This window comes from Allobosea sp. GW823-FHT01F03 (genome assembly GCF_058798075.1).
In genome coordinates, this window is sequence record NZ_CM179505.1 from 4,575,489 (window position 1) to 4,588,574 (window position 13,086).

Annotated in this window: 12 protein-coding genes; 7 read left to right on the forward strand and 5 right to left on the reverse strand. The window is 67.4% G+C overall.

Annotated elements, in window-relative coordinates; translation table 11 throughout:
* The first annotated feature begins 26 nt into the window (after window positions 1-26).
* Complete coding sequence (locus AC3RCC_RS21935; RefSeq protein ID WP_465247509.1) at window positions 27-2,933, forward strand: EAL domain-containing protein; 2,907 nt, start codon at window positions 27-29, stop codon at window positions 2,931-2,933.
* 176 nt (window positions 2,934-3,109) lie between these two features.
* On the opposite strand, the gene AC3RCC_RS21940 is transcribed toward AC3RCC_RS21935, so the two are convergent.
* The gene (locus AC3RCC_RS21940; protein WP_291641248.1) at window positions 3,110-3,721 is read right to left on the reverse strand and encodes a YqgE/AlgH family protein; all 612 of its coding nucleotides are present in this window, start codon (window positions 3,719-3,721) and stop codon (window positions 3,110-3,112) included.
* Between the two features lie 162 nt (window positions 3,722-3,883).
* On the opposite strand from AC3RCC_RS21940, the gene AC3RCC_RS21945 reads away from it, so the two are divergent.
* From AC3RCC_RS21945 to AC3RCC_RS21955, 3 genes are all read left to right on the forward strand, one after another.
* Complete coding sequence (locus tag AC3RCC_RS21945) at window positions 3,884-4,735, forward strand: protein-disulfide reductase DsbD domain-containing protein (RefSeq protein ID WP_492256579.1); 852 nt, start codon at window positions 3,884-3,886, stop codon at window positions 4,733-4,735.
* Window positions 4,736-4,893: 158 nt separating this feature from the next.
* Window positions 4,894-5,379: a peroxiredoxin gene (locus AC3RCC_RS21950; RefSeq protein ID WP_492258815.1), complete on the forward strand. Its 486-nt coding sequence runs from the start codon at window positions 4,894-4,896 to the stop codon at window positions 5,377-5,379.
* A 220-nt stretch (window positions 5,380-5,599) separates the two neighbouring features.
* Window positions 5,600-6,049: a GNAT family N-acetyltransferase gene (locus AC3RCC_RS21955; protein WP_291641244.1), complete on the forward strand. Its 450-nt coding sequence runs from the start codon at window positions 5,600-5,602 to the stop codon at window positions 6,047-6,049.
* Between the two features lie 75 nt (window positions 6,050-6,124).
* Here AC3RCC_RS21955 and AC3RCC_RS21960 read toward each other — a convergent pair whose 3' ends face one another.
* Window positions 6,125-6,571 (reverse strand): hypothetical protein, encoded by a 447-nt coding sequence (locus AC3RCC_RS21960; protein ID WP_492256580.1) that lies wholly within the window; start codon window positions 6,569-6,571, stop codon window positions 6,125-6,127.
* Between the two features lie 97 nt (window positions 6,572-6,668).
* Here AC3RCC_RS21960 and AC3RCC_RS21965 point away from each other — a divergent pair, with 97 nt between their 5' ends.
* The 3 genes from AC3RCC_RS21965 (at window position 6,669) to AC3RCC_RS21975 (ending at window position 10,423) form a co-directional block, all read left to right on the forward strand.
* Window positions 6,669-7,145: a MarR family winged helix-turn-helix transcriptional regulator gene (locus tag AC3RCC_RS21965; protein ID WP_492256581.1), complete on the forward strand. Its 477-nt coding sequence runs from the start codon at window positions 6,669-6,671 to the stop codon at window positions 7,143-7,145.
* Window positions 7,146-7,439: 294 nt separating this feature from the next.
* Window positions 7,440-8,462: an LLM class flavin-dependent oxidoreductase gene (locus AC3RCC_RS21970; protein WP_492256582.1), complete on the forward strand. Its 1,023-nt coding sequence runs from the start codon at window positions 7,440-7,442 to the stop codon at window positions 8,460-8,462.
* 251 nt (window positions 8,463-8,713) lie between these two features.
* Entirely contained in the window at window positions 8,714-10,423 is a 1,710-nt protein-coding gene (locus AC3RCC_RS21975; RefSeq protein WP_291641234.1) for an MFS transporter, read from the forward strand.
* A 147-nt stretch (window positions 10,424-10,570) separates the two neighbouring features.
* On the opposite strand, the gene rnhA is transcribed toward AC3RCC_RS21975, so the two are convergent.
* From rnhA to ispH, 3 genes are read right to left on the reverse strand one after another with little or no spacing between them, the layout of a single operon-like run.
* Entirely contained in the window at window positions 10,571-11,017 is a 447-nt protein-coding gene (rnhA, locus tag AC3RCC_RS21980) for a ribonuclease HI (RefSeq protein ID WP_492256583.1), read from the reverse strand.
* The gene (locus AC3RCC_RS21985) at window positions 11,014-11,979 is read right to left on the reverse strand and encodes a homoserine kinase (RefSeq protein WP_492256584.1); all 966 of its coding nucleotides are present in this window, start codon (window positions 11,977-11,979) and stop codon (window positions 11,014-11,016) included. Before AC3RCC_RS21985 ends, rnhA begins: the two co-directional genes overlap by 4 nt.
* Window positions 11,980-11,997: 18 nt before the next feature.
* Complete coding sequence (ispH, locus tag AC3RCC_RS21990) at window positions 11,998-12,978, reverse strand: 4-hydroxy-3-methylbut-2-enyl diphosphate reductase (protein WP_452116653.1); 981 nt, start codon at window positions 12,976-12,978, stop codon at window positions 11,998-12,000.
* Window positions 12,979-13,086 lie beyond the last annotated feature (108 nt).

Here is a 13,086-nt window from a genome sequence, read left to right on the forward strand (position 1 = left end):
GACCCGCCCGAAAGACCGAGCCCACCTTGTCATCGACGCACCGTTTCCTCCGGCTCGGCATCGCCATTTCTGGCCTCCTGGTGCTGACCCTGTTCTCGGCGCTGCGCCCGGCGCTGGCGATCGAGGCGCAGCGCGTGCCGGTCGACGTGCCCGTGCTCGACCTCACCGACGTCGTCGAGCGCAACAAATCCGATGGCGACGTCATCCAGATCTCGACCGCGCCTGGGCCGGACGGCATCGTCCGGCGCATCGCGGTCCGGGCACGCGAATCCGGAGCGCGCCCGGACTGGATCGTCTTCGCGCTGACCAATGATTCCGACGAGCAGATCGACCGGCTGCTGGTCGCCCCCTTCCACCGGCTGATCGGCTCCGGCGTGATCTGGCCCGATCTCGGCGACCGCCGCATCGAGGCGATCACGGCCAGTCAAGGTCTGCGGCCGGAGCGCGAGGATTCACCGGACGCCGACGTCTTTCAGATCACGCTCGACCCCGGCACCACCGTGACCTTCGTCGCCGAGCTGAAATCGCCGAACCTGCCGCAGCTCTATCTCTACGAGCCGGAGGCCTATCGTCAGAAGACCAACGGGCTGACGCTCTACAAGGGCATCATCATCGGCATCGCTGGCCTGCTCGCGCTGTTCCTGACCATCATCTTCGTGGTCAAGGGTGCCGTGATCTTCCCGGCGGCGGCCGCGCTGGCCTGGGCGGTCCTGGCCTATGCCGGGCTCGATTTCGGCTTCTTCCAGCGCATCTTTCCGCTGACGCCGGCGATCGAGCGAATATATCGCGCCGGCGCCGAGGTGGTGCTGGCGGCAACGCTGCTCGTCTTCCTGTTCGCCTATCTCAACCTGTCGCGCTGGCATGTGCGCTACAGCCACATCACGCTGGTCTGGATGCTCGGCCTGGCCTGTCTCGTCGGCCTCGCCGTGGTCGATGCGCCGATGGCTTCCGGCGTCGCACGCATCTCGATCGCGGCGGTCGCGGCGGTCGGCTTCGTGCTGATCCTGCACCTTGCCACCCATGGCTATGAGCGGGCGGTGATGCTGATCCCGACCTGGTTCCTGCTCGCGGTCTGGGTCACGGCCGCCGGGTTCACCGTGACCGGCCAGCTGGTGCGCGACCTCGTGCCGCCGGCGCTGATCGGCGGGCTCGTGCTGATCGTGCTGCTGATCGGCTTCACAGTGGTGCAGCACGCCTTCGCCGGCGGCGCCTTGGCCCAGGGCCTGGTCTCCGACACCGAGCGACGGGCGCTCGCGCTCTCGGGCTCCGGCGATCTCGTCTTCGACTGGGACGTGAGCGCCGACAAGATCTTCGTCTCGCCGCAGACCGAGATCCTGCTCGGCCTGCCCAAGGGCGCGCTCGAGGGCTCGGCCGCGCGCTGGCTGGAATACATGCATGTCGCCGACCGCGACCGCTACCGCGTCACGCTCGACGCCGTGCTCGAGCAGCGTCGCGGCAAGCTCCAGCTCGACTTCCGTCTGCGCGCCGGCAATGGCGCCTATCACTGGTTCAGCCTGAAGGCGCGGCCAGTGATCGGCTCCGATGGCGAGGTCATCCGTGTCATCGGCACGCTCGCCGACGTCACCGAGCAGCGCACCGCGCAGGAGCGCATGCTGCACGACGCCGTGCACGACAACCTGACCGGGCTGCCCAATCGCGAGCTCTTCCAGGACCGGCTCGCCGCGGTCTTCGGCTTCTGCCGCGCCGATGAGAGTATCCGGCCGACCGTCATCGTCATCGACATCGACCGCTTCAAGCAGGTCAACGAATCCGTCGGCTTCTCGGCCGGCGATTCGATCCTGCTGACGCTGGCGCGCCGCCTCGGCCGGCTGCTGCGGGCACAAGACACGCTGGCCCGCATCGGCGGCGACATCTTCGCGATGATCCTCGTCTCCGAGCGCGAGCCCGAGCGCATCCTCGCCCTTGCCGAGCTGGTGCGCCGCGCCGTCTCGACGCCCGTAACCTTCGCCGAGCGCGAGATCGTGCTGACGCCCTCGATCGGACTCGCGCTGTTCGACGGCACACCGACGGCCCGCAAGGACGACGCGCTGAAGAACGCCGAGCTCGCCATGGCCCATGCCAAGAACCAGGGCGGCAATCTCGTCGAGGTCTTCGTGCCGGCGATGCGCAACGACCGCAACGACCGGCTGGCGCTGGAAAGCGATCTGCGCCGCGCCATCGAGCGCGGTGAGATCCAGGTGATGTACCAGCCGATCGTGCGACTCGAGGACCGGACCATCGCCGGCTTCGAGGCGCTGATGCGCTGGGACCATCCGCGCGAAGGCCGCCTGCTGCCGCAAGACTTCCTTTCCATCGCCGAGGAAACCGGCCTGATCGTCGATCTCGGCGTCTATGTGATGGACCGCACCGCGCGCGAGCTCGCCGCCTGGCAGGCCGCGCTCGAAGTCGAGCCGCCGATCTTCGCCAGCGTCAACGTCTCCAGCCGCCAGCTGCTGCGCCACGATCTGCTGCGCGACGTCAAATCGGTGCTGGCCCGCCGGCGCGTGTTGCCGGGTACATTGAAGCTCGAGATCACCGAGAGCCTGGTGATGGAGAACCCGGAATATGCCGCGCAGATGCTGTCGCGCATCCGCGATCTCGGCGCCGGCCTCTCGCTCGACGATTTCGGCACCGGCTATTCCTCGCTGTCCTATCTGCAGCGCTTCCCCTTCGACACGATCAAGATCGACCAGAGCTTCGTGCGCCAGATGGGCAATGGCCGCCCGCCGGTGATCCTGCGCTCGATCGTCCAGCTCGCCGCCGATCTGCGCATGGACGTCGTGGCGGAAGGCGCCGAGACCGAGTCGGATGCGATCGAGCTCTACCAACTCGGCTGCCAGTACGCGCAGGGCTACACTTTCGGGCAGCCGATGACGGCGGCGGAAGCGCGGCGACTGGTGGGCGCCTCGAGCGCCTCGACCGAGGCGGCTTAACTACCCGCATTTAAGGTCATTCCGGGGCGCTAAGAAGCAGCGAGCCCGGAACTCACGACCACGACGCTGCCTGATGCCGCGCCGGGAGCCGCCAGTATTCCTCGCAATCACGGTGTTCATGGGTTCCGGGCTCAGGCCTGTCGGCCTGCCCCGGAAAGACGACGCGCTTCGCCCGCTCAGGCGTGGCCGGCCTGGTTCGAGAGGAAGGCCGGATCGATGCCGAGCTTGCTCAGCGCCCGCTCGTATTTGGTGTCGAGCCCGTCGTCGAAGAGCAGGTCGAAATCGGCCTCGCAGTGCAGCCAGCCATTGGACTGGATCTCGGCCTCGAGCTGGCCGGCGCCCCAGCCGGCATAGCCGAGCGCCAGCACCGCATTCTCCGGGCCGCTGCCGAGCGCCATGGCGCGCAGGATGTCGAGCGTCGCCGTCAGGCAGATGCCGTCATCGATCGGCAAGGTCGCCGATTCCAGGAAGAAGTCGGCGCTGTGCAGCACGAAGCCGCGCTTGGTTTCGACCGGGCCGCCGCGCAGCACCTGAACGCGCTCGACCTGGCTCGGCAGGAGGATCGCCTGGTCGGGCGGGATCACGTCGAGCTGGACCAGCAGTTCGGGGAAACGCGTATCGGCAGCCCGCTTGTTGACGATGATGCCCATCGCCCCGTCCTCGGAATGAGCACAGAGATAGACGACGGTACGGGCGAAGCGCGCATCGTTCATGCCCGGCATCGCGATCAGGCACTGCCCGTCGAGATAGCTGCGACCGCTGACGCGCTGGTTCGAACCGATCTTCATGGCGCCATGCTAAGCCTTTGCGAGCCGGGTGGGAACGGGGTAGCGCAACCAAATCGTCGCGACCCGGTTGTGCCGCATTCGCCTGCGAGGATCGTAACGCAAATGTTTGAGGTCGCGACCGCGTGTTTCTCGCCATTCTCTTCGGGATCGCCTAAATCTGCCGTGGTGAAACGCCTCGCCGCCCTCACCCTGACCCTTCTGACGCTCGGCACCGCGGCCTGGGCGCAGGAGGCGGCTGTCTCGCCCTGGTCGAAAAGCACCCATTCCGCGATGCGCCTGATCGCCGGCGCGACCGCCGCTTCGGGCAAGCAGCGTGTCGGCGTCGAGATCGTGATGATGCCCGGCTACAAGACCTATTGGCGCAGCCCCGGCGACTCCGGCGTTCCGCCGGTCTTCGACTGGAGCGGCTCGGCGAATGTCGGCGGGCTCGACGTGCGCTGGCCGGCCCCCGAACGTTTCGAGGAAACGAACGGCTCCGGCATCGGCTATGTCAGCGAGATCGTCGTGCCGGTTTCGGTCCAACCGATCGACCCGACGCGGCCGGTGACCGTGGCGCTGAAGCTCGACTATGCCGTCTGCGACAAGATCTGTGTGCCCGCCAAAGGCGAGGCGCGGCTCTGGCTCGAACCCGGCGTCACCTCGGTGACGTCGCCGAGGCTCGAGGAATTCGAGGCGCGCATTCCGCAGCCGGTCAAGCTCGGACCCGCACGCGACCGCCTCTCGATCCTCGAAGTCACGCGCGGGGAGAAGGAAAGCGAGCCTGCGCTCAAGCTCATCCTCAAGGCACCGGAAGGCGGCGTGATCGAGGACGTCTTCGTCGAGGGGGCCGGGCAATGGTCCTTCGGCCGACCGCAGTTCACGCCCCTGCCCGACGGCAGCATCGCTGCGAAACTCAAGATCGTCGACCGCCCGAAGGGCGCCAGCGGCCTCACCCCCTTCATCGTGACGCTGAGCGGCAAGCCGGCCGCCGTCGAGACGCGGCTGGAACTCGACATCGGCGCCGGCAAGCCGTAACCCTGCCAGCGGGGCGGCCATCGGCCGCGAGCATGTTCCGCGAGAGTGGGCGCCACTTTCGTGATGCGGACATGCTCCACCAATAGTGAGCTAGCGCGAATTCTGGTCGTTCGGCCATGCCCGGCCGAACGGAGAGCGCGAGGATGGAGAACGGCACGATGGCGATCAAGGTCGGTGACAAGCTTCCGCAGGCGACGTTTCGGGTGATGACGGCCGAAGGCCCGGCCGCGAAGACGACAGAAGAGCTGTTCAAGGGCCGCAAGGTCGTGCTGTTCGCCGTGCCCGGCGCCTTCACGCCGACCTGCCACAAGAACCATCTGCCCGGCTTCCTCGCCAAGGCCGACGAGATCAAGGCCAAGGGCATCGAGGAAATCTTCGTCACCGGCGTCAACGACGTCTTCGTGATGGACGCCTGGTCGAAGGCCACCGGCGGCACCGGCGTGATCGGCTTCCTCTCCGACGGCAACGCCGATTTCGCCAAGGCGATCGGCCTGTCGATGGACGGCTCGGGCTTCGGCCTCGGCACGCGTTCGCAGCGCTATTCGATGGTCGTCGAGGACGGCGTGGTCACGGCGCTCAATGTCGAGGACGCCCCCGGCAAGGCCGAAGCCTCCGGCGCCGAGGCCCTGCTCGCCCAGCTCTGAGGCGAGGCCGTCATTGCTCGGGCGACGCGTAGCGTCGACCCGAGAACCTCGCGACGAGAAGGCGCCTGCTGGCGCCTTCTCCGGCTTGGGATGCCCGGATCAAGCCCGAGCATGACGCCTGCGATATTTCAGCAGGGAATCCGATCGGTCCGATCTGCGCTTGTCATGAGACAGACGCGCCCGGCTCGCGCTAGCCTCCCGCCCATTCATGGAGGAGTCCTTGTCCGAGATCACCATCCGCCCGCTCGCAGCAGGCGACCGCACCGCCTGGGAGCCGCTCTGGCAGGGCTACCTGACCTTCTACAAGGCTTCGCTCGCCCCGGAGACATCAGACACCACCTTCGCTCGCCTGACCGGAGGAGCCGAGCCGATGGGCGGCTTCATCGCCGAACGCGACGGCCGGGCGGTCGGCATCGTCAATTATGTGCTGCACCGCACCACCTGGAGCCCGAAGGAAATCTGCTATCTGCAGGACCTGTTCACCAGCGAGGAGGCGCGCGGCGGCGGCGTCGGTCGCAAGCTGATCGAGGCTGTCAGGCAGATGGCCGAGGACAAGGGCTGTTTCCGCGTCTACTGGCAGACGCATGAGAGCAACCTGCAGGCGCAGGAACTCTACGACAAGGTCGCGCAGAAATCGGGCTTCGTCGTCTACCGGCAGCCGCTGGGCTGAGCCGGGCGCTGGGCGTTCCGGCCGATGGCTCCGCGATCGGCCCGGCGCAGTTCTTCCTGAAGGGAAGCACGACGATCAGGCGGGACGGCGTCTCAGCCGGCCCCTCATCTTCAGACCATCGCGCATGTTCAGCCCGAGCAGCGTGATATTGACCGCACCGGCAACCAGTTCCAGCGCCTGAACGCCATAGAAGACGCTGTCGAACTCGGCATGACCAGCCTTGTCCGCAAGGAACAGCGCCGCCGGAATGAGGACCAGGATGCCGTTCGCCGCGATGATCGGCATGCGCCTGGCCTTGGCTCCGACCAGCCCGGTGCGCCGGCCTTTTGCCAATGCGAAGCCCGTTCCACCGGCCGCGGCCAGCATCGGCACGAGGAGCAGGAAACCCCATGGGATCGTGGTCTTGATCGCGACCACGGTCGCTTCGGAAGCGAACAGCTCGGCCAGCGCCGTCGAGAGCCAGAAGCTCGCGATCGTGAGCAGCGCGACCATGCCTGCGACGGGATGGACGGCTTTGATCATGACATCATTACCTCTAAATGACATTATGTTGTCAATTTGACCCGGAGACACTTATGTCATTTGACATCATGATGTCAAATCGTTTTTAAGATGCCTTATGAGCGAGACATCGAACCCGCACGCCCGAGACACCTTGACCGGCCTCATCCTGCTCCTGTTCCGGGTGAACAACCTGACGCTGAGCTGGGGCGACAAGCTCGTGGCGCCGTTCGGCCTGACCAGCGCGCGCTGGCAGATCCTCGGCGCGATCGTCGCCGCGGAGCGGCCGCAGCCGGTATCGTGGCTCGCCCGCGACCTCGGCGCCAACCGCCAGAACGTGCAGCGCATCGTCAACGACCTGCACGGCGAAGGGCTGGTCGCCTTCGCGCCGAACCCGCATCACCGGCGCGCCCAGCTCGTCCTGCTCACGGAGCAGGGGCAGCAGGCCTACGACGCTGCCGTGGAAAGTTACAATCCGAAGGCAGGCTGGCTGGCGCAGGGTCTTTCGGAAGCCGACCTCGAAGCCGCGCACCGCGTCATGGCAGCGCTGCGCGACAAGCTCGAACACGAGAATGATGCCCAGGAGCGCGCCTGAGCACGGCAGAGCGCGAACCCGCTTGCGAGACCGGTGCGCCCGGCAGCGCGGGGCAAGACCCCATCTCCTGGCGCAAGCACCGGGTTGCCCCGAGAAACGAATCCCGGCTGCTGGCCCGCTGCGCCGGTGCCGCCGAGATTGCATCGGTACATTGGCGTCAATGCGCGAACGCCAAAGCGAGGCTGCGGAACGCGCCTATATGAGGGACAAGCACGCCCGACGGCGCCGGCCGGCCGGGCGTTTTCCTTTTCGCGGAACGGCTCCGCGCTCGCGGTCATTCACAGGCGCTGCATCATGAAGAAGATCGGCCTCCTTTCCTTCGGGCAATGGTCCCCCTCGTCGCAATCGCAGACCCGCTCGGCCGGCGACACGCTGCTGCAGTCGATCGAACTCGCCGTCGCGGCCGAGGAACTGGGCGCCGACGGGGCCTATTTCAGTGTGCATCACTTCGCCCGCCAGCTCGCTTCGCCCTTCCCGTTGCTGGCCGCGATCGGTGCCAGGACCAGCCGCATCGAGATCGGCACGGCCGTCATCGACATGCGCTATGAGAACCCGCTCTACATGGCGGAGGACGCCGGCGCCGCCGATTTGATCTCAGGCGGCCGCCTACAGCTCGGCATCAGCCGCGGCTCTCCCGAACAGGTCATCGATGGCTGGCGCCATTTCGGCTACCAGCCAGCCGAGGGACAGAGCGATGCCGACATGGCGCGCCGGCATGCCGAGGTCTTCCTCGACGTCTTGCGCGGCGAAGGCTTCGCGCGTCCCAATCCGCGCCCGATGTTCCCCAACCCGCCCGGCCTGCTGCGGCTCGAGCCGCATTCCGAGGGTCTGCGCGAGCGCATCTGGTGGGGCGCGGCCTCGGATGCCACCGCCGTCTGGGCGGCGCAGGTCGGCATGCACCTGCAGAGCTCGACGCTGAAGACCGATGAGAGCGGCGAACCCTTCCACATCCAGCAGGCGAAGCAGATCCGCGGCTACCGGCAGGCCTGGAAGGAGGCCGGCCATCAGCACGAGCCCCGCGTCTCGGTCAGCCGCAGCATCTTCGCCCTGGTCGACGATCGCGACCGCGCCTATTTCGGCCGCGACGGCCAGGGCAGCGACTCGATCGGCTATATCGACGACAGCACGCGCGCCATTTTCGGCCGCAGCTACGCGGCCGAGCCGGACAGGCTGATCGAGGAACTGAAGAAGGACGAGGCGATCGCCGAGGCCGACACGCTCCTGCTGACGGTGCCGAACCAGCTCGGCGTCGACTACAACGCCCATGTCATCGAGGCGATCCTGAAGTATGTCGCGCCGGGGCTGGGCTGGCGTTGAGGGAGCGGGGCCAGGGCGTGTAGCCTCTGGCCCGCGGCTTCAACGGCACGCAGCGCCTCATGCCGGTGGACCTTGCGCCTACTGGCCGAAGCTCGACCGCCCATAGCGCCCAGCCTGGAACACAGGGGGGGCGCCATCGGCGCGTGGCGCCTCCAAACCTGCTGAAAACCGAAAGTGCTCTCAAATCATCTGACGACGGACAATGACGAAGCCCGGCTTCACATCGTCCACCGGCATGCTCTAACTGTGGTATGCCGCAAGAGCCCGCCACGCAGACCACGGCCGAGACCGCCGAAGCCGACCTCACCGCCGCAGGCCTGAAGCCCCATGACGGGCGCTATTCGGCCTTTGCGCCATTGCGCCAGCCGATCTTTCGTGCGGTCTGGATCGCCAGCCTCGCCTCGAACTTCGGCGGCCTCGTCCAGATGGTCGGCGCCGCCTGGTTGATGACTTCGCTCTCCGATTCGCCGGACATGGTCGCGCTCGTCCAGGCTTCGACGACGCTGCCGGTCATGATCTTCTCGCTCGCCGCCGGCGCGATCGCGGACAATTACGATCGCCGCCGCATCTTGCTGACGGCGCAGAGCTTCATGCTCGCGGTTTCGATCATGCTGGCGGTCTTCGCCTGGTTCGGGCTGCTCTCACCCTGGCTGCTGCTCGCCTTCACCTTCCTGCTCGGTTGCGGCAACGCGCTCAACAATCCTGCCTGGCAGTCCTCGGTCGGCGACATGGTGCCGCGACCCGAGGTGCCGGCGGCGGTGACCTTGAACAGCGTCGCCTTCAACATCGCGCGCAGCGTCGGCCCGGCGATCGGCGGCGCGATCGTCGCCGCCTTCGGCGCGGTCGCGGCCTTCATCGTCAATGCCTTCAGCTATATCGGGCTGCTCGTCGTGCTAGCCCGCTGGCAGCCGCCGCGCGTCGAGCGCCTGCTGCCGCGCGAGACGCTCTGGCTCGCGATGAGCGCCGGCCTCCGCTATGTCGCGATGTCGCCCAATATCCGCGCCGTCATCCTGCGCGCCTTCCTCTTCGGCTTCGGCGGCGTCGTCGGCCTCGCCCTGATGCCGCTGATCGCACGGGATCTCGTGCGCGGCGGTCCGCTGACATTCGGCATCCTGCTGGGAGCCTTCGGCGCCGGCGCGGTCGGCGGGGCCTTCGTCAGCGCCCGGCTGCGCCGGCGGTTCAGCACCGAGACCCTGGCGCGTCTGACGTTTCTGGCCTATGCGGCCGCGGCCCTGGTCGTGGCCGTGAGCCAGACCATGTGGCTCACCATGCCGGCGCTCGCAGTCGGCGGCGCCTGCTGGGTGCTGGCACTCTCGACCTTCAACTCGACGGTGCAGTTCTCGGCGCCGCGCTGGGTGGTGGGGCGCGCGCTTTCACTCTACCAGATGGCGGCCTTCGGCGGCATGGCCGCGGGCAGCTGGGCCTGGGGCTGGGTCACCCTCCATTCCGGCCCGGCCGGCGGCCTCACCGCAGCGGCGGTCGCACTCGTCCTCGGCGCGGCAGCCGGGCTGCGCTACCAGCTTCCCCCGCTCGAGGCGCTCAATCTCGATCCGCTCAGCCGCTGGCGAGAGCCGACGGTCGCGGTCGATATCGAACCGCGCAGCGGCCCGGTCTTCGTCACCATCGAATGGCGAATCCGGCAGGAGGACGTGGTCGAGTTCCTGAAGGCGATGGAGGAGCGTCGGCGCATCCGCCGCCGCGATGGTGCCCGCCATTGGTCGCTGCTGCGCGACCTGACCGATGCCGAGCTCTGGATCGAGCGCTATGACAGCCCGACCTGGGTCGAATATCTCCGCCAGGCCCAGCGCGCTACCCAGGCCGATGCCGAGATCGGCGACCGGGTCAGGGGCCTGCATATCGGGCCTGAGCCGCCGGTCGTGCACCGCATGGTCGAGCGTCAGACCGGCGTGCTGCCGCGCGAGGTCCTGCGCGCGACCCGGCAGGCGCAGGCGTCGCCCTGAGCGGCGGCGCCAACCCTGCTCAACCTCGCGACCACATGCGTGAAAGCCTGCATCCGGCTGGCGCGTACGCGGCGTCGGCAGGTGCGAGGCCTTCTCGGAATCTTGGTGTCGCGTCGCGTGCGACGAGGCTCGGCGTTCCGCCCTCGCCTACCGCCCCGGCTTGAACGGCGCCATCCCTGCCCGGGCGAGCGCGTCGGCGCGCTCGTTCATCTCGTCGCCGGCATGGCCCTTGACCCATTTCCACTCGATCTTGTGCTGCTTGAGGGCAGCGTCGAGGCGCTTCCAGAGCTCCTCGTTCTTGACCGGCTTCTTGTCGGCGGTCTTCCAGCCGTTCTTCTTCCAGCCATGGATCCAGGCGGTGATGCCCTGGCGAAGATACTGGCTGTCGGTGTGGAGCGCGACGGTGCAGGGCCGGGTCAGCGTCTCCAATGCCGAGATCGCGCCCATCAGCTCCATGCGGTTGTTGGTGGTCAGCGCCTCGCCACCCGAAAGCTCGCGCTCCTTGCCCTTGTAGCTGAGGATCGCACCCCAGCCGCCAGGGCCCGGATTGCCCGAGCAGGCGCCGTCGGTCCAGACTTCGACGACCTCGCTCATCGCCGCAGCCCGTATTCGCGCGCATCGGTGACGCGCTGGTGGAAGGCGAGCTTGCGATCGTATTCGAGCGGGTCGAGGGGCTTGACGAAGGCGCCTTCGGGCACGTTCAGCCAGTCGACCAGACGGGTCAGAAGGAAGCGCAGAGCCGAGCCGCGGCAGAGCACCGGCAGGGCCTCGACCTCGGCCGTCTCGAGCGGCCGCACGCTCTCATAGCCGGCTAGCAGAGCCTGGCCCTTGGTCAGATTGAACGAGGCATCGGCCTCGAAGCACCAGGAATTCAGGCAGATCGCGAGGTCGTAGGCGAAGGCGTCGGTGCAGGCGAAATAGAAGTCGATCAGCCCCGAGAGCTGGTCCTTGATGAAGAAGACATTGTTGGGGAAGAGATCGGCATGGATGATGCCGCTCGGCAGCCCCTGCGGCCAATGCCGTTCATGCGTCTCGATCTCGGTGAAGATGCGTTGCGACAGCCCGGGCAGCACCGTGTCGGCCTCGGCCCCCGCCTGCTCGGCGAGCGGGCGCCAGCCAGGCACGGACAGGACATTGGCGCGCTGCATGCGAAAATCCCGGCCGGCCTCGTGCAGCAAGGCGATCCCGCGCCCGACCTCGCCGCAATGCGCGACCGTGGGCCGGCGGACGGAGAGACCGTCGAGGAAGGTGACGATCGCGGCCGGGCGCCCGGCGAGCCGGCCGACGGCGGCGCCGTCGCCGGTCCGTAGCGGCTGCGGACAGATCAGGCCGCGCTGCGCCAGATGCTCCATCAGCCCGATGAAGAAGGGCAGATCGTCGGCGCAGACCCGCTCCTCATAGAGCGTCAGGATGTAGAAGCCCTGCGTGGTATGCAGCAGGAAGTTGGAATTCGAGACGCCTTCGGCGATGCCCTTGGCGGACAACAGGTCGCCAATGCCATAGCGCGCCACGAAGGCGGCCATTTCATCATCGGGTACTTCGGTATAGACGGCCACGCTTGAGAATTCCTGGGCTCACTCGGCCGGGGACGCAGCCGGCTCACCGCGCAATTCGCGCGGCAGGGGGAAGAAGACGCTCTCATCGGCGGTCGAGACGGTCTCGACAGTGACCTCGTAGCGTTCGGCGAAGGCGTCGATGATCTCCTCGACCAGCACTTCCGGCGCGCTGGCGCCGGCCGTCAACCCGAGCCGGCGGATATCGCCGAACAGCGACCAGTCGATCTCGTCGGTGCGCAGCACCAGGCGCGAAACCGGGCAGCCGGCCCGCTCGGCGACCTCGCGCAAGCGCTGCGAATTCGAGGAATTGGGCGAGCCGACAACGATCAGCCCGTCGACCAGCGGGGCGACGCGCTTAACCGCCTCCTGCCGGTTGGTGGTGGCGTAGCAGATGTCTTCCTTGTGCGGCGCGATCAGCGCGGGAAAACGCGTCTGCAGCGCCTCGACGATGCCGCGGGTATCGTCAACCGAGAGCGTCGTCTGCGTGACATAGGCCAGCGGCCTGCCCTCGGGTGGGGTCAGGGTCGCAACGTCCTCGAGCGTCTCGATCAGCGTGATGGCGCCCGGCGGCAATTGCCCCATGGTGCCGATCACCTCGGGATGGCCGGCATGGCCGACGAGAAGGATGTGCCGACCGCGCTTATGGTGGACCTCGGCCTCGCGATGTACCTTGGTGACCAGCGGGCAGGTCGCGTCGATGGCGAAGAAATTGCGAGCCTGGGCCTCGGCCGGCACGGATTTCGGCACGCCATGGGCCGAGAAGATCACCGGCCGGCTGGCATCGGGAACTTCGGACAATTCGGCAACGAAGACCGCGCCCTTCCGCTTCAGCGACTCGACCACGTATTTGTTGTGCACGATCTCGTGGCGGACATAGACCGGCGCGCCATGCAGCGTGAGCGCCTTCTCGACGGCGTCGATCGCCCTGACCACGCCGGCGCAGAAGCCGCGCGGGGCGCAGAGCAGGATATCGAGCGGCGGTTTTGGCGCGGCGGTCACGAGGTCTCAACGGCTCCGGTAAGGGCTGCGCCTTCTTTCGGTCTCACGCGAATGATGTCAAGGAAGCGGCTCGCCGCAGGCCGCAGAAGCCCCCCGCGCCAGCCGCCC